Origin of the sequence: Enterococcus sp. AZ009 (assembly GCF_050548785.1) — a bacterium.
Lineage (GTDB): Bacteria > Bacillota > Bacilli > Lactobacillales > Enterococcaceae > Enterococcus_D > Enterococcus_D entomosocium.
Window position 1 is genome coordinate 1,588,089 of sequence record NZ_CP172960.1, and the last position, 21,427, is coordinate 1,609,515.

19 protein-coding genes and 1 other annotated feature are annotated in these 21,427 nt (G+C 42.8%); of the genes, 11 read left to right on the forward strand and 8 right to left on the reverse strand.

All coding sequences use genetic code 11. The features are described from left to right. Positions 1-104 precede the first annotated feature (104 nt). The 4 genes from IGJ74_RS07605 (at position 105) to IGJ74_RS07620 (ending at position 3,632) form a co-directional block, all read left to right on the forward strand. A complete protein-coding gene (locus tag IGJ74_RS07605; protein WP_005236611.1) occupies positions 105-1,322 on the forward strand; it encodes an ammonium transporter in 1,218 nt (405 codons plus the stop codon). A 16-nt stretch (positions 1,323-1,338) separates the two neighbouring features. Continuing rightward, the gene (locus tag IGJ74_RS07610) at positions 1,339-1,680 is read left to right on the forward strand and encodes a P-II family nitrogen regulator (protein ID WP_005229830.1); all 342 of its coding nucleotides are present in this window, start codon (positions 1,339-1,341) and stop codon (positions 1,678-1,680) included. Positions 1,681-1,830: 150 nt separating this feature from the next. Beyond that, the gene (gene dinB, locus IGJ74_RS07615) at positions 1,831-2,955 is read left to right on the forward strand and encodes a DNA polymerase IV (protein WP_005236610.1); all 1,125 of its coding nucleotides are present in this window, start codon (positions 1,831-1,833) and stop codon (positions 2,953-2,955) included. Between the two features lie 20 nt (positions 2,956-2,975). Beyond that, positions 2,976-3,632 carry a DNA alkylation repair protein gene (locus IGJ74_RS07620; RefSeq protein WP_087664245.1) on the forward strand — a complete coding sequence of 219 codons (657 nt, stop codon included), beginning with the start codon at positions 2,976-2,978 and terminating at the stop codon, positions 3,630-3,632. A 136-nt stretch (positions 3,633-3,768) separates the two neighbouring features. Here IGJ74_RS07620 and nrdG read toward each other — a convergent pair whose 3' ends face one another. After that, a complete protein-coding gene (gene nrdG, locus IGJ74_RS07625; protein WP_005236608.1) occupies positions 3,769-4,365 on the reverse strand; it encodes an anaerobic ribonucleoside-triphosphate reductase activating protein in 597 nt (198 codons plus the stop codon). Positions 4,366-4,445: 80 nt separating this feature from the next. Next, complete coding sequence (gene nrdD, locus IGJ74_RS07630) at positions 4,446-6,641, reverse strand: anaerobic ribonucleoside-triphosphate reductase (protein ID WP_005236607.1); 2,196 nt, start codon at positions 6,639-6,641, stop codon at positions 4,446-4,448. A gap of 286 nt (positions 6,642-6,927) precedes the next feature. Here nrdD and IGJ74_RS07635 point away from each other — a divergent pair, with 286 nt between their 5' ends. The 6 genes from IGJ74_RS07635 to IGJ74_RS07660 all read left to right on the forward strand — a co-directional run bounded on the left by IGJ74_RS07635 (position 6,928) and on the right by IGJ74_RS07660 (position 13,720). Next, entirely contained in the window at positions 6,928-7,692 is a 765-nt protein-coding gene (locus IGJ74_RS07635) for an ABC transporter ATP-binding protein (RefSeq protein ID WP_005236606.1), read from the forward strand. After that, positions 7,682-9,736 (forward strand): FtsX-like permease family protein, encoded by a 2,055-nt coding sequence (locus IGJ74_RS07640; protein ID WP_087664244.1) that lies wholly within the window; start codon positions 7,682-7,684, stop codon positions 9,734-9,736. Before IGJ74_RS07635 ends, IGJ74_RS07640 begins: the two co-directional genes overlap by 11 nt. 135 nt (positions 9,737-9,871) lie before the next feature. Next, positions 9,872-10,954 (forward strand): M42 family metallopeptidase, encoded by a 1,083-nt coding sequence (locus tag IGJ74_RS07645; RefSeq protein ID WP_008381585.1) that lies wholly within the window; start codon positions 9,872-9,874, stop codon positions 10,952-10,954. Between the two features lie 9 nt (positions 10,955-10,963). Continuing rightward, positions 10,964-11,749 carry a DUF975 family protein gene (locus tag IGJ74_RS07650; protein ID WP_237714964.1) on the forward strand — a complete coding sequence of 262 codons (786 nt, stop codon included), beginning with the start codon at positions 10,964-10,966 and terminating at the stop codon, positions 11,747-11,749. A 207-nt stretch (positions 11,750-11,956) separates the two neighbouring features. Further along, on the forward strand, positions 11,957-12,697 hold the full coding sequence (locus IGJ74_RS07655; RefSeq protein WP_008381581.1) for an MBL fold metallo-hydrolase: 741 nt from the start codon (positions 11,957-11,959) through the stop codon (positions 12,695-12,697). A gap of 18 nt (positions 12,698-12,715) precedes the next feature. Beyond that, entirely contained in the window at positions 12,716-13,720 is a 1,005-nt protein-coding gene (locus tag IGJ74_RS07660; protein WP_087664243.1) for a lipoate--protein ligase, read from the forward strand. A gap of 47 nt (positions 13,721-13,767) precedes the next feature. On the opposite strand, the gene proS is transcribed toward IGJ74_RS07660, so the two are convergent. Next, entirely contained in the window at positions 13,768-15,201 is a 1,434-nt protein-coding gene (gene proS, locus IGJ74_RS07665) for a proline--tRNA ligase (protein ID WP_008381577.1), read from the reverse strand. 41 nt (positions 15,202-15,242) lie between these two features. Then, positions 15,243-15,447 (reverse strand) — a binding site (T-box leader). 96 nt (positions 15,448-15,543) lie between these two features. Beyond that, positions 15,544-17,385, reverse strand: coding sequence for a hypothetical protein (locus IGJ74_RS07670; RefSeq protein ID WP_008381574.1), 1,842 nt, complete (start codon positions 17,383-17,385; stop codon positions 15,544-15,546). A gap of 178 nt (positions 17,386-17,563) precedes the next feature. Between IGJ74_RS07670 and IGJ74_RS07675 the strand changes: the two genes are divergently transcribed. Next, positions 17,564-18,082, forward strand: a complete 519-nt coding sequence (locus IGJ74_RS07675; protein WP_016613282.1) for a signal peptidase I — start codon at positions 17,564-17,566, stop codon at positions 18,080-18,082. 62 nt (positions 18,083-18,144) lie between these two features. On the opposite strand, the gene IGJ74_RS07680 is transcribed toward IGJ74_RS07675, so the two are convergent. Genes IGJ74_RS07680 through IGJ74_RS07695 form a run of 4 tightly spaced genes read right to left on the reverse strand, consistent with a single transcriptional unit; the run spans position 18,145 to position 21,379 of the window. Continuing rightward, entirely contained in the window at positions 18,145-18,825 is a 681-nt protein-coding gene (locus IGJ74_RS07680) for an energy-coupling factor transporter transmembrane component T (protein WP_005236565.1), read from the reverse strand. Then, positions 18,752-20,164, reverse strand: a complete 1,413-nt coding sequence (locus IGJ74_RS07685) for an ABC transporter ATP-binding protein (protein WP_008381568.1) — start codon at positions 20,162-20,164, stop codon at positions 18,752-18,754. Before IGJ74_RS07685 ends, IGJ74_RS07680 begins: the two co-directional genes overlap by 74 nt. Beyond that, positions 20,161-20,763 carry an ECF transporter S component gene (locus tag IGJ74_RS07690; RefSeq protein ID WP_005236560.1) on the reverse strand — a complete coding sequence of 201 codons (603 nt, stop codon included), beginning with the start codon at positions 20,761-20,763 and terminating at the stop codon, positions 20,161-20,163. Before IGJ74_RS07690 ends, IGJ74_RS07685 begins: the two co-directional genes overlap by 4 nt. Next, entirely contained in the window at positions 20,756-21,379 is a 624-nt protein-coding gene (locus tag IGJ74_RS07695) for a YkoF family thiamine/hydroxymethylpyrimidine-binding protein (RefSeq protein ID WP_005236559.1), read from the reverse strand. The genes IGJ74_RS07690 and IGJ74_RS07695 overlap by 8 nt, the downstream gene beginning before the upstream one ends. Positions 21,380-21,427 lie beyond the last annotated feature (48 nt).

The following is a 21,427-nucleotide window of genomic DNA, read 5'->3' on the forward strand; positions in this document are numbered from 1 at the left end:
AAAGTCAGCTATTTTCAGAAAATTCATGTTTTTCTCAGAAAAATCTAGATTATTCGAAAATATGGTGTTAGGATAGCTAACATATAGAAAGGGAGGCGTGTAAAATGGATACAGGGAATATTGCATTTATTTTAATTTGTAGCGGTATGGTTTTTCTAATGACTCCAGCATTGGCATTTTTTTATGGAGGATTGGAACGACGCAAAAACATCCTCAATACCATGATGATGGTGATTTGTACGATGGGCTTGGCGTCCGTCCTCTGGGTCGCTCTAGGGTATACATTATCCTTTAGCGGGACAGGATCATTTATTGGCAATTTAGACAAAGTCTTTTTCAATCATGTTTCGATGTCAGAAGGAGAGGGAATTCCAGAAGGGTTGTTTGCTGCCTTTCAAATGATGTTTGCTTTGATCACAACGGCGATTATCACTGGATCAGTCGTTGGAAGAATGCGGTTCTCTGCTATTTTTCTATTTATTGGCTTCTGGCTGGTTTTTGTGTATTTTCCAATGGCGCATATGGTGTGGGGCGGTGGCTTCTTAGATGCGATCGGCTCGATCGACTTTGCAGGAGGCAATGTCGTTCACATCAGTTCGGGAATCAGTGGGCTAGTCTTAGCGATCGTTGTCGGTAAGCGACGAGAATTTCATCAAACCGAATATCGTCCTCATAATATTCCCTTTGTTGTACTAGGTGCCGGTCTTTTATGGTTTGGCTGGTTTGGCTTTAATGCTGGCTCTGCGTTAGCAGCTGATGGTCTAGCGATCCACGCCCTAATGACCACGAATACAGCAGCAGCCAGTGCGATGCTTTCTTGGATGCTGATCGAAAAAATCGTCGTGGGAAAACCGACAATCGTCGGTGCTTGTACAGGTGCAGTGGTGGGCTTAGTTGCCATCACACCAGGGGCGGGGTTTGTCTCCCTTTGGTCTTCCTTTATCATTGGCGCTTTAGTCAGTCCGTTTTGTTACTTCTTTATTTCCGTCATCAAACATCGATTAGGGTTAGATGATGCATTGGATGCCTTTGGTTGTCACGGGGTAGGCGGAATCTTCGGTGGTTTGATGACCGGGATCTTTGCCGATCCCGCTGTTGGCGGACATTCAGGATTGCTTTATGGCGGTGTTGATCTTTTTATCGCACAAGCCGAAAGTATCGTATTTACGATTTTGTTCGCTGGTATCCTATCCTTTGTCATAATTACCTTGATCAAATGGGTGATGCCGATTCGCGTATCTCAGCAAGAAGAAGCGGTGGGGATGGATCGGATCGAACATGATGAAACGGCCTATCCTACCTTTATGGGGTTAGATTCTTAAGAGTGGAGGAGCAGTCATGAAAAAAGTTGAAGCGATTATTCGCCAAGAAAAATTAGAGGAGCTAAAAGCCGCTTTGGATCAATCGGATCTGATCAGTGGGATGACGGTCAGTCAAGTTCTCGGGTGTGGCAATCAAAAAGGGTTAAAAGAGTTTATTCGTGGCCAAGAAGTGATCACGACTCTTTTACCGAAAGTAAATGTCCGCTTTGTTTTGGCAGATGAAAAAGTCGATGCCGTGATTGAGCTGATTGTATCGATCTGTCGGACAGATGAAGTCGGTGATGGCAAAATATTCGTCTACCCTTTGGAAGAAGCGATTCGGATTCGCACCAATGAACGAGGAGAAGCTGCCTTATAGCAGAACTTCTTGGGTCATGAACCGTGCAGCAAAAGTAGCGAACGTATAGGGAAGGGCCAATGAAAATTGGTCCTTTTTGCGTCTTTGTCTTGATTCCTTGCTTGATAGGGAACTTCTGTTCGTTTATAATAAGAAGCGAGGTGAGCAACGATGTCGGAACTGCAATTTCCCTTAAAAAATGATACGAGCCGCAAAATTATTCATATTGATATGGATGCTTTTTTTGCTTCGGTGGAAGAACGGGATGATCCTGAGCTGGCCAAGCATCCCCTTGTCATTGCCCGTCACCCAAGTGATACCGGCGGCCGAGGAGTGGTCACGACAGCGAATTATCTGGCGCGACAATATGGCATCCATTCGGCAATGAGCGCACAAAAAGCCTACGAGCTTTGTCCGCAAGCGATTTTTAAACCGGGGAATCATCAAAAGTATCGTGAAGTGTCCCAGCAAGTCAGAGAAATTTTTCACCGATACACCGACATCATCGAACCAGTTTCAATTGATGAAGCGTATCTGGACGTCACAGTGAACAAAATCAACTGTCCTTCAGCAATTAAGATCGCTCGTCTGATTCAGCGAGACATCTGGCATGAGACCCATTTGACTTGTTCGGCAGGCGTCAGTTACAACAAGTTTTTGGCAAAATTGTCCTCGGATTATCATAAACCACGAGGGTTAACAGTGGTGATGCCGGATGAGGCAGTGGCCTTTTTACAACAACTACCCATCGATAAATTTCATGGGATCGGGAAGAAAACTGTCCCCAGGATGCATGAGTTAGGCATTTTTACAGGAGCAGATCTATACGCTTGGAGTGAGATGGCGTTGATCCGCGAATTTGGCAAAATGGGGTATTCTTTGTATCGCAAAGTTAGAGGAATCCATGATTCACCAGTCAGTGTGACCAGAGAACGAAAATCAGTCGGTAAGGAGCATACATACGGCAATCCATTAACGAGTGAAGAACAAGTCTTAAGTCAATTACGCGCCATCGCAGAAGAAGTTGAGAGATCACTAAAGCGCACACAGAAACATGGCAAAACAGTCGTGTTGAAAGTCCGTTACAGTGATTACTCTACGATCACTAAACGAGTGACTTTGCCGATTTACGTTCATAAAAAAGAACAGTTATTTTCAGAAGCCAGTCTCATTTGGGAAGAGATTTTAGGTCTTGAAAAAGGCATTCGTCTTTTGGGAATCACCGTCACAAATCTCGATCCTCTGACCTATGAAAATATCGTACTGCCTTTATGGCAAACATCTGACGATCAGTAGACCTAAAAAGGAGGACCAATATGACGATCTATCAAGTATATGAAACGATGATTGCTTTGGCTGATGAAGAACGAAGGGAAAAAATGGCCGCCTATATGCGGCATCAGTTTGAGTTTTTAGGCATCCCTACACCGTTGCGCCGTCAGCAGGAAAAAGCAGCCTTTAAAGTAGCAAAACAAATGAAACGAATCGATTGGGAATTTATCGATCAATGTTGGCAAAGCAGCTATCGGGAACACCAGTACCTTGCGATTGATTATTTAGTGGCGCTGGAGCCCTTTTTATCAGCCGTTGATCTAGGAAAAATTGAACAGTTAGTCATAACGAAATCTTGGTGGGATAGCGTGGACGCACTAAGTGAGGTCGTCAGAAAGCTTGTTCGCCGACTGCCAGCGTTAAAGGCTGAGATGCTTCGTTGGAGTCTTGAGGATAATCTTTGGCTACGGCGAGTGGCGATTCTTCACCAATTGTTGCAAAAAGAACAGATGGATCGACCATTCCTTGAAGAGATCCTTGTCAACAATTTGGGGAGTTCTGAATTCTTTATCAACAAAGCCATTGGCTGGAGCTTGCGAGACTATGCCAAGACGAATCCTCTGTGGGTCCAAGATTTTCTTCTACGCCATCAAAAAAGTCTGGCGCCTTTGACGGTTCGTGAAGCAAGTAAGTACCTTTAAAAAGCTTGGTCACTGATTTTTATATAACAAAAAAAACACCGTGCATCATCTTTGAAGGAAGATGTGGTGACCCCAAAAGTTCGATTTTTTGGTCTAACTTTTGGGTTCATCTCAAGATGCACGGTGTTTTGAGTCGTTAAATTTGTTTTTTGATTTGTTCGTAACTTGCTTCAGCATCTTTGCACTTTGCCCAGATAACCGCTTTTCCTTGTTCTCGAGATGCAGCAAGATCAATGATTCGTTGATTGCTGCTACCACGAAACTGCAAGTTTAGGTTTCGCTTGCTGAGTTCAAAACGGCCGTCCACCAAAATATCAATTTTGGATAAAAGTTCTAGTTTGTCAGGGGTTTCCAAGAGCAGTTCTTCGTAAGTGTAGCCTGACCAGCTCCAAATGTCCTTGCTATGACCAAATTCGGCGCGAACGCGATCAACAACTTTCAGACAGACCGTCGTGTTCAAGAAAGGTTCGCCGCCTAGGAGGGTCAGTCCTTGAACATAGTCATGTCGCAGATCCTCAATGATTCGATCCTCTAGCTCTTGGGTAAAAGGTGTGCCGTAGCGAAAGTTTTGGACGGCTTTGTTGAAACAGCCTTCACAAGCAAACAGGCAGCCGCTCACATATAAACTATTTCGGATGCCTTCACCGTCCACAAAGTTGAAGGCTTTGTAATCAGCGATATAATTTTGACTGTACTCGTTTGCTTTCCATTCTTGGGGCTTAGGATTTCTCATAAGAAAACTTCTTTCTATTGTGAATTACAGGGGTTGTTCGATAAAAGGAGTGTAGAAGAAATCTAACACTCCTTTTATGATTATTCTTGCAAATGTTTGACCCGAGCAGAGATTTCTTTGTGACGACCGTTGACCATCGGGCGAGCTTGAGGATTTCCAAGATACCCGCAGGTTCTTTTGACAACATCACAACTTTTTGGATCGTGATTGCCACATTGTGGACATTCAAAGCCTCGTTCGGTTGGATTAAAGTCTCCTTCATATCCGCACTCGTAACAGTGATCGATAGGGGTATTTGTTCCAAGATAAGCGACCCGATCATATGCGTAATCCCAAACCGCTTCTAACGCTTTTGGATTTTGCTGCAAGACTGGATATTCACAGTAATGAATAAAGCCACCAGAACAGTATTTTGGATAGTCCTTTTCAAAATCAAGTTTCTCAAATGGTGTCGGATTTTTCCGCACATCATAGTGGAAGCTATTGGTATAATATTCTTTGTCGGTAATATTTTCAACTTCACCGAATTTTTCGGTATCTAAGCGACAGAAACGATCGGTCAAGCTTTCACTAGGGGTCGAGTACACACTGAAATGATAGCCGTATTCATCGCCCCAGGCATCGGCATGAGCTTTCAATTCTTTCACGATCGCCATCGTAAAGGCCTTTGCTTCTGGGTCTTGTTCCCAAGTTCCACCGTAAAAAGCCGAAGCAGCTTCGTATAAACCAATGTAACCAAGCGAAACAGTGGCACGTTTGTTTTTGAATAATTCGTTGACATTGTCTTTGCGATCCAAACGTTCACCGAAAGCCCCATACATATAAAGGATCGGTGCATTGGCGGGACTCGCTTCTTTACAGCGTTCCACTCGATAGACAAGGGCATCTTTAACGATTTGCAGACGGTCCTCCAGCAGTGACCAGAATTTTTCTTGATCGCCATTTGCTTCTAAGGCGATCCGTGGAATATTCAATGTCACGACACCTAGATTCATCCGACCGACATTGATTTCTTCACCACGTTCGTTTTTCCAGCCTTGCAAGAAAGAACGACAGCCCATCGGCACTTTAAAGCTGCCAGTCAATTCAACCAATTTATCATAATTCAAAATATCCGGGTACATCCGTTTAGTGGCACATTCTAAAGCCAGTTCTTTAATATCATAGTTCGGATCGGTAGGTGCCAAGTTGACCCCACGGCGAATACTAAAAATCAATTTCGGGAAAATAGCAGTACGCTTTTCACTACCTAACCCGTTGATGCGAATTTGGAGAATCGCTCGTTGAATTTCCCGTTCGAACCAGTTGGTTCCTAAACCAAAGCCAAGGGAAGTAAACGGCGTTTGTCCGTTAGAGGTGAATAACGTATTGATTTCGTATTCTAGACTTTGCATTGCATCGTAGATATCTTTGCGGGTTTTGCTCTTCGCGTAAGCTTCCCGACGTTCGGGTGTCTCAATCCATTCTTCGGCATCTTTTAAATGTTTTTGGTAATTCAACTCAGCAAAAGGAGCCAATAATTCATCTGTTCGATCAGCAGAACAGCCACCATATTGACTCGATGCTACATTTGCAATGATTTGTGAGATTTGAGCGGTGGCCGTTTGGATCGATTTTGGCGATTCCACTTCGGCGTTCCCAATTTTAAATCCATTATTTAGCATGCCTTTAAAATCGATTAGGCAGCAGTTAGTCATTGGGGTATATGGATGATAATCCAAGTCATGGTAATGAATGTCGCCTTTTTGGTGGGCATTTGCCACGTGAGGAGGCAGCATTTTCAAACCAATCGATTTTCCTACGATCCCAGCGGTCAAATCACGTTGTGTGTTGAACACGTTACTATCCTTATTGGCATTTTCATTGACGACCGATTGATCTTTATTCATCAATTTATTGATCGTAAAGTTGATGTCTGTTGCTTTGCTGCGTTCGAAATCACGATGGGTCCGGTAGTTGATATATTCTTCAGCCAAGGCATACTCGTTCTTTGCTAACAAGATATGCTCGACGATATTTTGGATCTCATAGATTTTTACATTTGTACGAAAACGTTCCGCGATCTCGTGATCGACACTGTCAACGATCTCGGTGATTTTTTCGTGGTCGATGGGAGAAAGCTCACCGTTGATTTTTCTCAGGGCTTTCACTAACGCATCATAAATTTTTTGATCATCAAAATCGACAAGCCGTCCATCACGTTTTACGATTTTTAACTGACGCAAAGCGGACTGTCTTTCCAACCCTTGCTCAGGATTTCTCTTAATGTTCATCATTTCTACCACTCCTTATCTTCCACAATATAATAAAACAAATTGTAGAAATGAGCAACTATATATAGTAGTCGAAAAGGGTTTGTGTTTTGGATATACACAATATATGGTGTATATTCATTGAGGTGTTTTCGAGAAAACTTGATAAGATTAAGGATTTGGTTGTTCCATGTTTCACATAATGAATAAAAACTTTTTTAAATTTATTTTTTCTCTGTTTTGAAGCAGAAGTATTCAATGATAAAGTATGCTACCATAAGGAGAGAATTTTTTTAAAGGAGGGTTCTGTGTGAAAAATATGATCGATGTGAAGCATCTGACAAAAAGTTACGGCACCCGTTTCAATCAAACCAAAGTATTAGATAACCTTTCTTTTGCAGTGGATCAAGGAGAATTTGTTGGGGTCATGGGGCCAAGCGGTGCTGGGAAAACGACCTTGATGAATCTTTTGTCTTCAATCATGCGACCTAGCTTAGGCTCGATCTATATCGATGGCAAAGACATTACCCGAATGTCGGAAAAAGCCCTCAGCGATTTTCGCCGTCAGCAGATTGGCTTCATCTTTCAAGATTTTAATCTTTTAGAGACATTGACAGCCAGAGACAATATTTTGCTGCCTTTAGCGATTGATCGTTTGCCCGTGAAGGAAACCCAAGTACGTATCGAGGAGACGGCCAATTTGTTAGGGATCGAACACTTGTTGGATCGCTACCCAGAAGAATTGTCTGTAGGGCAAAAACAAAGGGTCGCTGCTGCTCGGGCGATCATCAGTCGTCCGGCGGTCCTTTTTGCTGATGAACCCACGGGAGCCCTTGATTCAAAAGCGGCAACAGAATTGTTACGGTATTTAGCGCAAATCAATCAACAAGAAAAAACGACGATCTTGATGGTCACCCACGATCCTTTTACCGCCAGCTACTGCAATCGGATTCTGTTCATTCGCGATGGTGTCTTCTTTGCGGAAGTTGTCAAAAAAGGCAGCCGTCAGGAATTTTTCGAGAAAATCATCGATATGCAGGCTACGATTGGAGGCGGTCCGCGCCATGTTGTTTAAAATCGGCTGGCGGAGTTTTTTGCGGCAGTTTCGCAATTATATGGTGTATTTTATTTGTATGATGACCGCTGTGATGATTTTCTATTCATTTAATGCCTTGATGAACGATCGCCTCTTGAATCAACGGGTCCAGCAAGACATCCGGATTGAAGGGGTATTAGGATTTGGCAGCAGTGTGGTCGCATTTGTTGTCTTGTTTTTTATGCTGAGTGCCAATCATTTTTTTCTTAGTCAGCGACAAAAAGAAATCAGTGTTTACCAGCTTTTGGGGTTGCGACAAGGTCGTCTTGCTTGGCTGTTGCTACGGGAAACGTTTTTACTAAATTTTTTCTCTCTAGTGACCGGTATCTTTATGGGAATTATTTTTTCAAAATTCTTCTCAATGATTTTGATTCGGGCGATGGGCCTAAATTTGACCAGTCATTTCTTTAATTCACCGCAATCGATTTTTTCGACGGTCTTTGTCTTTATTGCCGCAATGATTATATTGAGTATTCAAGTGATCCTTTTTGTTTGGCGTACCCCAATGAGTGAATTGATCAAGACCGAATACCGCTTACCGATCAAAAAAATGAAAATGACTCCGTTTCGTACATTGATGGGGGTCCTAGGTCTGATTTTACTTGGGGTAGGGTATTATCTGTCATTGACCCTAAGGGAAACATGGACCAACTATATCACGTATACGCAAGATTTTTCAGCAATTTTATGGATTCCTTTATTGATTCTGTTTTGCTGTGTGACGGCAACCTATCTTTTTTTTGATTGCTCGTTGCCGGCATTGTTATATTTTTTGAGTAAGCCGAAAAAACGTCTTATCAAAGGGGCGAAACTGATTGCTTACAATAACGTGCGTGCTTACTTGCAAAGGACGTGGAAAAGCTACGCCCTTTTGACGATCATCACTGCAATCGCGATTTCATTGATCGGGGGAACAATGGGGGTCATCTCTTTGAATTACCAAGCAACGAACCGTATCTATCCAACTTCCTTTCAGGTGTCAGGAGAGCAGGCAGGGGCCTTGCGTACCCTTTTAGAAAAGTCGGATGTGCCAATTACAGCGGAACAAGCAATTCCCTATAAAATGACCAATATGACGGTTCAAACCCGTTACCTTGGAGAGTTGCAAGACGAAAATATTGAAAATATCATGGTGAATCTGGTCGCTTTTTCTGATTATCAGCGTCTGCGAAAACTGGTTCCCGATGCCCCGGAGATTCAACTGAGTACCGATAAACAAGCGGTGCTTTTTGACAGTCAATACGATGTGACTCGTTCGTTTATCACATATCGCGATGAAGTCAAAGTCGGCAGTCAGCATAATTTTAAACTCATTCAAGCCGAACAAGATTATTTTGGTGATAGTGCTTTACGCTATTCTTTACCCAATGTCCTTGTCATTCAAGATGAGGCGTACCAACAAATCAAAGGATTCACCTATACCATTGCTTATTTACAGACCGAAAAGGTGCAAACAGACGCGCTGACACAGTTGTTGGATGAAGAGCTGCCAATCGAGTGGGCGCATCCATTGACCTATGAATTTAGCGACGACCAAAAAAACGTACGCTTTTATCCAGAGACCGCTCGGGATTCAAGTAGTGATAGTGGTCAGACGACCGCATATCGGCTAACGTTAGCCAATCGCTTTACAACAATGCGCGGGGTGCGACGACAAGCAGGAATCATTTTGTTCGTATCGCTATTTGTTGGGGTGATCGTTTTGATCACCACGTCTAGTAGTTTGATCGTTCGGCAATTTTCTAACACGGAGCGGGAAAAGTACAATTACCGACTATTGACAAAATTAGGCTACACCCGTAATGAAGTGCGCAAGTTGGTGTACTGGCAAAACATTTGGATTTTTATGCCTGGCACCTTATTGGCGATTTTGCATGCGGTATTTGCCATCAATACTTTCACACAGATCATCGACAGTCCCGGGTACTGGGTCGCTCATTTGTTTGCAGGAGTAGCAGCAGTTGTCTATCTATTTGCCTATTTGATTACCGTCAAGCTGTGTCTGCGGATTATTGAAACTTGATCTATTTATACGATAAAACGATTCTAGGAAACTAGGATCGTTTTTTTTCGTTTAACCAATCTTTTTGTATTTCCCTCTGGCACCAGATTAAGAGAATGGTATAATCATAATCAATGAGACAAAGGAGGAAGCAAGATGGAGAAAAAAGAAGAACAGCTTTTAATAGACCTAACGACTGCACGTGGGGTTCCTGGGAATGAGGAGGAAGTGCGTGAAGTCTTTAAAGAATATGCCAAAGACTTTGCTGAAGATATCTTTTTTGATGGTTTAGGAAGTGTCATTGCCAAACATGTTGGTGATGGCGGCGGTCCGAAAATTTTTATTTCGGGACATATGGATGAAGTCGGCTTTATGGTAACAAAAATCACAGAAAAAGGCTTTATTGAATTTCAAACCCTTGGGGGCTGGTGGGGGCAAGTGATGCTGGCACAGCAAGTGGAGATCAAAACCAATGAAGGCAAAGTGATCCACGGCGTAGTCGGCTCAAAACCACCCCATGTGTTGAGTCCAGAAACTCGAAACAAACCTTACGATATCAAAGATATGTTCATCGATATTGGCGCGTCAAGCGAAGAAGAAGCCAAAGGCTGGGGCATCCGTCCTGGAGACATGATCACCCCCTATATCCAATACAAACGGATGAACGACAGCAAATTTTTGCTAGCAAAAGCCTGGGACAATCGAATCGGTACGGCGGTATCACTGCGGGTATTAGAAACCTTGGCAGCAGAAGGACATCCAAACTGCTTGTTTGCCGGCAGTGACGTGATGGAAGAAGTTGGACTACGAGGTGCGCGAACAAGCACTCACTTAGTGAATCCTGATATCGCTATCGCACTAGATACTGGTACCGCTGGGGACACACCTGGAATGACACCAAAAGAAGCGGATTCTGTGTTAGGCAAAGGCCCACAAGTCTTGATTTTCGATGCTTCCATGATTCCTCACAAGAAATTATTGAATTTTGTGATCGATGTCGCCGAAGAGATGGAGATTCCCTTCCAATATACCGTAATCACTGGTGGAGGAACTGATGCCGGACAAATGCATTTGACTCGTGATGGGGTTCCTTCGATCGCTATTACAGTGCCCGTTCGTTACTTGCACTCGCATACTTCCGTCATTCATGAGGATGATTACTTTAATACAGTCAAGCTTGTAACGGAAGTGGTCCGCCGCTTAGATGATAAAACCGTTAAAGCATTGCGCAGTTATTAAGGTGAGCCTATGAGATCAAACACAATGATTCGTGAGACGGCTAAAAACTCCTTGCGAGGATTCTGGGGAACGTTCGTCTTAAGTATTTTAGCGACGGTTGCCGTTCAAGCGGTGGTCAGCTCGCTTTTTAGTAGTATTGGGACTTCTTTTGGTGCAAACAATGCAGGGAGCTGGATCGATCTGATCTTGGATAATTTTGTCTTCTTTGCGTTTTCGGTAGCATTGAGTATCATGGCACTCTATCTGGTTCGTGGCAGAGGAATCCAGGTGGCGGATATTTTTCTAGTCTTTGATAAGCGTCTGTATGTACCGTTTTTGCTATTAAATTTAGTGAGCGCGCTTTTAAATTATCTTTTGAGTTTTGCGATTTTCTTGCCGCAGTTTGTCTTATCAGGACTCAATCAGTATTTGGACTTGGTATTCAATTTTAATCGGGGAATCTCTGTTGATGTGGCTATGTTTAATGGTTCGGTCGCTTTTGTGATTGGGATCTTTCTCTCCATCATTTTGTTCTTCTTTTTGTCACAAGTCGTTACTGGTGTGATCCAATTAGCAATCTATCTGCGCTATGATCAACCGGAATTAGGAGTCCTTCAATCAATTAAAGCAGCTTTCGCTCTCTTGCGACCGCATCTGGGGCAATACATTTGGCTGCAGTTATCACTGATTGGTTGGTTTATTCTGGGTTTCTTGGCGCTTTTGATCGGGATGTTGTGGGCAAACGCCTATGCGTATGCGGTCAACGCAGCATTCTATGAAGAATTGATCAATGAACAACGAGCGCTGATCAGATAAGCAAAAAAAGACGACGTACCATTGGAATGGTTCCTTAAGGATAGAGTTGAACACTCATTCAAGGGATTCATCAATAGACGTCGTTTTTTTCTGATTTTCTTGATACTTTTTCGCAAAAAAAATGGTCGGATTTTAGTCAAATCAGCTGAGATGTGATAGCATAAAAGAAGTAGAAAATCAGCTGGAGCCAAAGAGGAGGAAACACATGTGAAAATAACTGTCTTAGGCTGTTTAGGTGCCTATCCGTATAATGGTGAAGGGACTACTGGCTATTTATTAGAGTCAGATGGCTTTCATTTGCTGCTTGATGCGGGAAGTACCACCTTGGTCCAATTAGAAAAGATCCTTGATCCATTAGACTTAGATGCAGTGATTTTGACACATTACCATCACGATCATATTGCGGATCTGGGGGTATTACAATACTATTGGCAATTATATCCCGAAAACGAAGAACGCCAGGTTTTGCCGATCTACGGTCATGGGGAGGACAGGGTTCATTTTGAAAGTCTGACGATGCCGGGAGTGACTCAGGGATTTGATTACCTTCAGTCTAAGTCGTTGGAATTGGGCCCGTTCACCATTACCTTTATGAAAACGATCCATCCAGTCACTTGCTATGCCATGCGATTTGTTGAGAAAAGTACGGGCAAGGTCTTTGTTTTTACTGGAGACTCTGGCTATTTAGAATCTTTCGTTCCGTTTGCTGAAGGGGCTGACTTATTCTTGGCAGATACCTATCTTTTTGCAGGAAATGAGCGGCACAAGGCTCATTTTACTTCAAAAGAAGCAGGGGAGATCGCCCATGCAGCGCAGGTGAAAAAATTAATGTTGACGCATTTGCCGCAACACGGTGACTTAGAACAGTTACGAGAAGAGGCTGCGCTAGCTGCCAATGGAATCCCTGTTGAGTTGGCGGCTGTTCAAAAAATAGTAGAAATCATCTAATTAGGAGGAACGAATAGTATGCTTTTTGTACCGAATGAACTGAACGACCCACGCATCAATTTAGCCATCGAGATTTTTCTTCTTCAAGAAATGAAAGTGGATGAACCAATCTTACTTTTTTACATTAATGAACCATCGATTATCATTGGACGCAATCAAAATACGATCGAAGAGATCAATAAGGAATATGTGGATGAACATGGGATTCATGTCGTTCGTCGTTTCAGCGGCGGCGGTGCAGTCTATCATGATTTCGGAAACTTGAATTTCAGCTTTATTATGCCTGACGATGGCAATTCTTTCAGAGATTTTGAAAAACTGACCAAACCAATCGTCCAAGCCTTGCATGAGATGGGGGTTGAAGGGGCGCAACTAAAAGGGCGCAACGACCTTGTGATCAATGACATGAAGTTTTCTGGGAATGCGATGTACGCAACGAATGGCCGGATGTTTGCTCATGGGACGATCATGTTTGACAGTGACATCAATGAAGTGGTCAACGCCTTGAAAGTCCGCAAAGACAAAATCGAATCAAAAGGCATCAAATCGATCCGCTCAAGAGTGACCAACATCAAACCATTCTTGCCAAAAGAGAAGCAAGACATGACGACTGAAGAGTTCCGTCAAGAAATCTTATTGAAGATTTTTGGTGTCGATTCCTTGGAAGAAGTCAAAACCTATGAACTGACTGAAGAGGATTGGGTCAAGATCAATGAGATTTCCGATAAGTATTATCGCAACTGGGATTGGAATTACGGTAAATCTCCAGCTTTTGATATTGAACGCCGTCATCGCTTCCCAATCGGCTCCATCGAAGTTCGTTTGAATGTGGCAGAAGGAAAAATCACGGATGCCAAAATCTTTGGCGACTTTTTCGGACTAGGGGACATTGCAGATGTCGAACAAGCCCTGATCGGAACTCGTTATGCCAAGGAAGATTTGGCACAAGTCATCGCCAACATTGATGTTAAAAAATATTTTGGCAGCATCACGCCTGAAGATTTTCTTTCATTGATTTATTAATCAAAAAACGAAGCAGCCTTTTCAATCTGGCTGCTTCGTTTTTTCTATTAGTATGCGCGGGCGATCCAAACGGTATGCTTGGCAGGCTTGCCGCTGACGATATCGACTGTTTTTTCCATTGGTGCTTCAAACGGAATGTTCCGGGTAGTAAAGCCGGTTTCTTCTTTGATTTTCGCTTCCGTTTCTTCCGAGCCGTCCCAACCGATCAAAACAAAGCCAGTCACTTTGTCTTCTTGTTTGCACGTTTCGATATGGGCTTTTAGTTCATCCAATGTATCGATGTTGGTGTACTCATTATCTTTGTTACGTTCCTTCGCAGCTGCCAATAAGCGTGGGGTCATTGCTTGCAGTTCTTGATCAACGAAGGCTTCCAAGTCCTCAAGAGCGACTGTTTGCTTGTCAGTCAAGTCGCGGACTTTGACCATCACTTTGCCAGCTTCTAAATCTCTTGGGCCACATTCGATTCGCAAGCAAGCGCCTTTTAGTTCCCATTCATTGAACTTATAGCCAGGTGAGTTATCAGAATCATCCAATCGAACACGAATGCCCTTGGCTTTAAAGTTGGCATACAGTTCTTCTAATTTTTCTAAGATGGCTGGATTCTTTTTCCATGGACCGACTGGTAACAACACAACTTGGGTTGGTGCAATGGTTGGTGGGAAAACTAACCCATTTTCATCGCCATGGGTCATGATCAAGGCCCCCAACAAGCGGGTAGAGACACCCCAAGAGGTTGTGTGGGCATGGACATGCTTGTTTTCTTTCGTTAAATACGTAATATCAAATGCTTCAGCAAATTTTGTCCCCATGTAGTGGCTGGTTCCTGCTTGGACTGCTTTGCCGTCTTTCATCATCGCTTCGATCGAATAAGTATCAACTGCTCCAGCAAAACGCTCAGAAGGGGTTTTTTGTCCGCGATAAACAGGGATCGCTAGGAATTCTTCGCAAAGGCGGGCATATTCATCCAAGATTTTCATGGTGCGTTGACGTGCATCTTCTTCGTTTTCATGAGCGGTATGACCTTCTTGCCATAAAAACTCTGAGGTACGCAAGAAAGGCAATGTTTTCTTTTCCCAACGAAAGACGTTTGCCCATTGATTGATTTCGTAAGGTAGGTCACGATAGGAGTTGATCCAATCAGAAAAGGCAGAGCCAATCATGGTTTCTGAGGTTGGACGCAAGGCCAAAGGTTCTTCCAATTTTTCATTGCCGACTTCTGTGACCCATGGCAATTCAGGCGCAAAACCTTCAATATGATCGGCTTCTTTCATAAAGAAATTTTGCGGAATCAGCATTGGGAAGTACGCATTGCGAATGCCCTCTTTTTTCAAGAATCGATTGAACTCTTCTTGGATATGCTCCCAAAGTTCGAAGCCGTCAGGACGGAAAATAATGGAGCCTTTCACTGGGGAGTAAGCCATCAATTCGGCTTTTTGGATCGTTTGGATATACCATTCTGTAAAATCATTTTTTTGTGTCATTCTTTTTCCTCCTTAAAAAAATAAAAAAGCATCTCGTCCTAAAAAAGGACGAAATGCTTGGATTTCGCGGTACCACCTTTGTTGATTATCTATCGGGATAATCCAACTCGTAAAGGATAAGGCCTTTCCACCGACCGTTTTGCGGTCATTGCCATTGGGTAGGTTCATTTTATCAGTGGGTGTCGATTTTTCAGCTGCCATCGACTCTCTAAGACCATCATAAAACTACTATTCCAATGCTTGTTGCTGTTCTTTATCATGCTAAAGCGAAAAAGCGAAAAAAGCAAGAGTTTTTTCGCTTTTTCTTAAAATCGCTCCTTTAAAACTAATGTAGCAAGACGGTCAGTCGAAAGACAGCGGATCTATTTTCGCCCTAAGTGTCAAATGCAAGAGGTGAAGCCCGTCAGTTTCTTCAATCCGGATACTTCCTTGGTAGGCTAAACAAAGTTGTTCTAGCATTTGCATGTCAGCCTGCATCGCCTGTCGTTTGGTTTCATTGTTCTGTAGTTTTTCTGCTTCTTCATTTGAGAGAAGCGGCATTTGGCAGTCGATATGCAACTGGCCGTTCGTGTCATTCACCCTCAACGCGAGTCTTCGCTTTTGAGGATCAGTGACCGCACAAGTGTATCGGATGGCGTACTCTAGGCAATGAGCGATCAAGGATAGACGATCATTTTCCGCCAATTGTTCCAGTGGTTCTATGATGCCATCACAGGCAAAGGTGATCCTTTTTTGAGCAGCTGTGTGTTTATAATTAGCAAGCAGCATCGTCGTGAGTGATTCTTTTTCAACGGAAGGACTCGTTAACTGCTGCTTGATCTGTTCTTCAATCTCACTAAGGCCTTCATAGGCCGCTGCCAACTGCTGATCTTCTAACATATCCTTGACCGTATGGGTTCTTTGTTTGATGGTCCGTAAAACTTGCTGCCATTTTAACGTTTGTTCAGGGCTGATTGCTTGTTGGTTCTCATATAAACGCACTTTGATGTCTGCTGTATCGATCTGTTTGTTTTTGCCCTCGCTGGCAAAAAAAAGTTCGAGGAATCCATAACAAGTAAAAATGATAATTAATAAGAAAAAGATGATCGAACGCCAATTAATATCAGATTGTGGCAAAACTAAAATATCCTGAATATACAAGAAACAATGACCAATAGCCGCAATCACGATCCAAGGCGCACAAATGACATAAAAAGGATTTTTTTTCAATGCTTCATAGATTGCTGCAAAAGAAGTAATGAAGGTACTGGTAATATTCAACAAGAACATATAATTCATGATGACGGGCAAACTTTGTGCTTGGAAAAGTGCGAAAAGTATCGCTAACAGACCGAATGAATAGTGGAAGTATAACCATTTCTGGTAGTACTTGCGAATAAAATGCATATTCGTGCAGTAAAAGCCGATCAAGAACATTGGTGTAATAATAGAAAGAATATTTAACATTACGGAGTTGACGATCGGGGGAAACAGTAGTCCACCAAGCATATCGCTGAAGCCCGCTTCCAAGCCTGCTGTTAAGGCAAAGCCGCTGAATAAGAGAGAAGATATTTTCAGCCTTCGTTGATTGATAAAAGAAACTAAGACATAAAATAAATTGATGATACAAATAAAACCAGTAAATAAAAGAATGTAAATATTTAAAATTGACAGACTGAAGACATAGCCGATCAGTGCATTTGCAGGGCCAAAAAAGACTTCTGCTGGGAAGCCAGAATAGGTGTCAAAAGGACTAGTCACGTATATTTTCAAGGTTTTACCAACATAATCCTCAGGCAAGGTGATAAAAGACAATGTTTTGCCTGGATGATTGAGAGTCAGTGGATCATTGGGCTCATCGTTGGTGTAAATTTCTTGATCATCGAGATAGACAGTCATGTGTTGATGATCGCCAATTAGTAACATTGTAGGGTATTTATAATCGTTGGTCATTTTTCGCTTCATCACAAAACGATCATTGGCTTTTACACTAGGTAAATGTTTCACATAACGGCTAATAAAAGTAGATTCGGGATTGTCCTCAGCATAGAAAATCCAGTCTTCCTTTTTCTCCACTGCATGGATATCAGAAGTTGGGAATAAAAAAAGAACGAGAAAAAAGACAATACTTCCCAGTAAAAATAGGACCAGAAGGATGAAGGGAATCCAACGCTTTAAAAAAAACTTGTTATTTAAAAAAGGCATACTTTTTCTCCTCTGTTTTTTAATCGCCTTTAGCATAATATAAATAATTAAATAAAGTCAAATAATAATCGAGTAATCTTCGTATAAAAATTCAATGAAACGTTTTTAAATATTTGAAAAAAATAGAGTTATGTTATAGAATCATAAAAGAAACTGAGGTTTAGAAGGAGAATAGAAAATGAAGCTTTTTCCAAAACAAAGTATCATGCTCTCACTTTTTGTACTGATGTTCATGCTGCTGTCTGTACTAATTGTGGTGATCCCACATGCGTTTGGTTTCACAATGGCTATTGTTGCTAGTGATGCAATGGAACCGACATATTCTGAAGGGACACTCCTTTTTGTAAAAAAAGCTTCTGAAGATAATTTAGTGGTTGGCAACGAAGTAACGTATTATGTTGATCAAGGTAGACAGATGCGGACGCGGCGAATCGTTGCGGTTGGGGAAAATCAATCGGTGCTCTACACCATTGGCGACAATCAAAATCAGATGGAACCAAACGAAATTCAAAAAAGTCAATTGATTGGCCAGCCGATATTTTATATTCCCAAAGTAGGGGCCTGGTTGAACCAAACGACGATCCAGCTGTTTAAAAACATGTATCTTCTTTTCGCCTTGTATATATTAGCAACAACGATGTTTGTTACGTTTTACCAAATCAAATCTGGCTCAGTAAAAAAGACGATCACTTCTTAATAAATCAATGAAAAAAGACAAAGAAACCCTTACGTTTCTTTGTCTTTTTGTCTCTTTCCCCTTTATAGGATGAGTGTTCCGCCAAGTCCCACCATCAAACATAAGGATAAAAACAGCGTATCCATAAAAGTGATTCGAAATGTCTTGGCATAAGTTCGCGTTCCTTCACCGTCGAAACCTCTTGAAAGCATTGCCGTCGCCAAAAGTTCGGACCAGCGAATGGATTTGACGAGTAAAGGAATCAACATTTTGAAAGAAAACGAATTGACTGAGATTCCTCTGGAACGCATGCTATTGCGGATGTTTTGATACTCTGCTGGAATGATCGGAGCAATTTGAAACGCAGCGAGCAGACCGTACGCAAAAACGGCAGGCAGGTGCAGCTGTTGCTGCAGCGAATAAATCAATTCATTGATCGTGGTCGTCACACTGAAAGAACTGCCCAGAATACCGAAGCAGTAGATTCGGCTCGCCATGTCAAGCCCATAGTGAATAGCTGCCGTTGAGGAGGGAGCGCCTTGATGGTCTTGATAGTAAAGGAGACCAGTGAAAAAGACCCCTACAGCTGCCAGTGTTAATGCAGAAAAGAGCAAAAGACTTTTTTTCAAGGAGCGCTCTTTTACAGTAATAACGAAGAATAGGACAGAGAGCAATAAATTCAATCTGAAATTATTTTGAAAAGAAACCACTAAGGCGAGTCCTAAAATGGCGAATAACTTGACTGTGGGATTGAGTGTACGCATCTGCGACCTCCTTTTGATAGCAATTGAAATCAATGATTTGCGAGCAAAACTGTTGCAACAATAAGACATCGTGACTAACGATCAAAACTAACGTGCCAGTGGTTGCTTTAGCAGCTAATAGCTCCATGATCTGCCAAGCTTGTGTGACATCTTGACCATATGTCGGCTCGTCTACTAGCAGTAGGTCGACCGGGCGCTGCAGTAAGGAGGCAACAGCCAAGCGCCGTTGCTGTCCTTGACTCAGTAGAAAAGGCGACTGGGCACTCTTGTTTTGCAGACGCAATTTTTCGAGTAGTTTGTCGCTCTCGGTCGGGGCGCTTCCTTGGCTAAGCTCTTGCGCAACGGTAGCTGCCAAAAATTGGTCTTGCGGATTTTGCATGATCCAACTGATGGAGCGAAAAGGTGACGGATACTTCTTGATTGGTTTACCTGCCAAAAGAATATCCCCTTTATAGGCCTGCTGCTGTAAAATAGCTTTTAAAAACGAAGACTTGCCGCTGCCGCTACGTCCAGTGATTCCAATCAGTGAGCCCTTATCAAAGGCAAGATCTGGGAAAACAATTTCATGGTTTCGGATGGGTAATCGGAAATTTTGAAATGAAAGCCGTTTTTCGTTAGAAGTCGATTTAATGTTCACAAGCGGCAGCGACTTGCGTAGGTGCTGATCAAGTTGGCGGAGCGCTGCTTGATTGATCGTTCTGAATTCCTCTTCAATCAGCAGCCACTCATCGACCCAGTTAGCGGTCTCTTTGATTTGATGATCGATCAATAAAATACCAAGAGCATTTTTGTGTTGGATTTGCTGCAGTTTTCGTATGACTTTTTGACTTGTGTCCGAATCCAAATTGGCAAAGGGTTCGTCCAAAAGCAAGTAACGACTTTTTAATATCAGACAACAAGCCAATGCGGCTAGCTGTTTTTCACCACCAGACAAGGTCGTGAAAGGTTGATCAGCAAGGTGGGTAATCTCGCAAAATGCCAAAGCTTCAGCCACTTTGTTTGGCATGTCTTTTTGGGGAATACATTGATTCTCTAAACAGAAAAGCAACTCTTCTCGAGGTGTTGCCATGCAAAATTGCATATCAGGATTTTGAAACAATAAGCTGACGGACGTGCTTCTTTCCCGGATGGAAAGCTGGTTCATCGTTTGGCCGTCAATCGTATACGTCCCTCCATCAAACCCCTTCTCATTTAGTCCCGCTAAGAGATGGAAAAGGGTGCTTTTTCCTGTTCCTGAAGCACCATAAATCCCTTTTGTTTCACCAGGGGCCAAAGACAGAGTCAATTCAAGTCGCTTTTGATCCACCAAAAAACTGCCGTTTTTTACCGACAGGCTCATGCGGTTTTCCGTTTGACGATGACCGTTTGATCTTCAGCAATGGGGTAACTGTTGAGGACCCCCATCCGTGTCAAGTGGTCACAGACGATCTTCACTAAAAAGGCTGAAAAGAATAACGAAGAAAGCAAGCGAATAAGAAAGATCGCCAACAGCAACTGCCATTGTAGGTTAATGAAATTTGACCGAATGATTCCCCAAAGAAAACTCGTGATCGTGGCGCCCACGGCTCCAGTAACTAAAGGGAACCACCCGTAGCGTCGGTAGCGGCCTAATGCAAAGCCGGCTTCTGTTCCGATCCCCTGTACAAAACCGCTAATAAAAATGATAGGTCCATAAAAATTTCCCATAAACACTTCTAAAAGAGCCGCAATCATTTCAGTGATCGTAGCTGCTCCCGGCTTACGTAGCACATATCCGGCAAAAGCTGCCGCCATGAACCAAACACCAAAGATAAACTCATTGGCTAAGACAGATAATCCAAAGGGCGTTAGAAGCGTACCTAACAACAATCCGAAATGGACAGCCCCAAGATAGATCACGCCAAAAATCAACGAAGCAATTCCTACCATGATGACATCTTTCAAAGCCCACTTAGTCATGTGGCATCGCCTCCTTTTTTGAAGGGCTATTGACCGAAACAGTCGCTTCCAGAACATAGTGGGGGAGATGGTCATGGGCATAAGCTAATGCGGCTTCAAAATAAGCAAAGAGTTGGCTTGCTGATCCGGTCAGCATCGTCACATAGTGAGCGGAACGAGGGCTCAAGCCATGAGTCTCTGCCAGTTGGACGATCGTGGCGATTTCTTCCATATAATGATTTTCGCCAAATACGTAAAACGAATATTTGCAATCAACCAAAAAGTCACCATTCGCAAGGTTCTTTCCTTTATTGGGTTGCGCCTGTTCGCCATTCAAGAATGTGTCACCCGCAGTGTCTCCGGGACAGCCTTTGGAAAAAGTAAACTCACCCACGAGGTGTGTCTTTGATTCGTAGGCGTTGATAAATAGCGCCTCTGCTGCGTCTATGACACTAGGCGCTTCCCCTCGAAAAAGGGTACTGAACAGATCGGTCTGCTGCCAAACAGCGCTCGTATTCGTTTTTTCGATACTTGTTAAAATTTGTTGCGCGAAATGGTCTTTCATTGGGTACAAGCTAACTCGGCACCCAGTGATATCGATCCCATCTGCCGCACAGGCGATTGGTTCATTTGTCATTTTTCTCTTCTCCTCTCGATGGTTTTTCTGTCTACAAAAAAAGCGTTC

What these genes read in the sequence shown, in the direction of transcription:
- IGJ74_RS07645 (WP_008381585.1), top strand. Translation starts at nt 9,872, where the DNA reads ATGGAGAAAAAAGAAGAACAGCTTTTAATAGACCTAACGACTGCACGT.
- IGJ74_RS07650 (WP_237714964.1), top strand. Translation starts at nt 10,964, where the DNA reads ATGAGATCAAACACAATGATTCGTGAGACGGCTAAAAACTCCTTGCGA.
- IGJ74_RS07685 (WP_008381568.1), bottom strand. Translation starts at nt 20,164, where the DNA reads ATGAGCCTGTCGGTAAAAAACGGCAGTTTTTTGGTGGATCAAAAGCGA.
- IGJ74_RS07675 (WP_016613282.1), top strand. Translation starts at nt 17,564, where the DNA reads ATGAAGCTTTTTCCAAAACAAAGTATCATGCTCTCACTTTTTGTACTG.
- IGJ74_RS07640 (WP_087664244.1), top strand. Translation starts at nt 7,682, where the DNA reads ATGTTGTTTAAAATCGGCTGGCGGAGTTTTTTGCGGCAGTTTCGCAAT.
- IGJ74_RS07605 (WP_005236611.1), top strand. Translation starts at nt 105, where the DNA reads ATGGATACAGGGAATATTGCATTTATTTTAATTTGTAGCGGTATGGTT.
- IGJ74_RS07670 (WP_008381574.1), bottom strand. Translation starts at nt 17,385, where the DNA reads ATGCCTTTTTTAAATAACAAGTTTTTTTTAAAGCGTTGGATTCCCTTC.
- IGJ74_RS07660 (WP_087664243.1), top strand. Translation starts at nt 12,716, where the DNA reads ATGCTTTTTGTACCGAATGAACTGAACGACCCACGCATCAATTTAGCC.
- nrdG (WP_005236608.1), bottom strand. Translation starts at nt 4,365, where the DNA reads ATGAGAAATCCTAAGCCCCAAGAATGGAAAGCAAACGAGTACAGTCAA.
- proS (WP_008381577.1), bottom strand. Translation starts at nt 15,201, where the DNA reads ATGACACAAAAAAATGATTTTACAGAATGGTATATCCAAACGATCCAA.
- dinB (WP_005236610.1), top strand. Translation starts at nt 1,831, where the DNA reads ATGTCGGAACTGCAATTTCCCTTAAAAAATGATACGAGCCGCAAAATT.
- IGJ74_RS07620 (WP_087664245.1), top strand. Translation starts at nt 2,976, where the DNA reads ATGACGATCTATCAAGTATATGAAACGATGATTGCTTTGGCTGATGAA.
- nrdD (WP_005236607.1), bottom strand. Translation starts at nt 6,641, where the DNA reads ATGATGAACATTAAGAGAAATCCTGAGCAAGGGTTGGAAAGACAGTCC.
- IGJ74_RS07610 (WP_005229830.1), top strand. Translation starts at nt 1,339, where the DNA reads ATGAAAAAAGTTGAAGCGATTATTCGCCAAGAAAAATTAGAGGAGCTA.
- IGJ74_RS07695 (WP_005236559.1), bottom strand. Translation starts at nt 21,379, where the DNA reads ATGACAAATGAACCAATCGCCTGTGCGGCAGATGGGATCGATATCACT.
- IGJ74_RS07680 (WP_005236565.1), bottom strand. Translation starts at nt 18,825, where the DNA reads ATGCGTACACTCAATCCCACAGTCAAGTTATTCGCCATTTTAGGACTC.
- IGJ74_RS07690 (WP_005236560.1), bottom strand. Translation starts at nt 20,763, where the DNA reads ATGACTAAGTGGGCTTTGAAAGATGTCATCATGGTAGGAATTGCTTCG.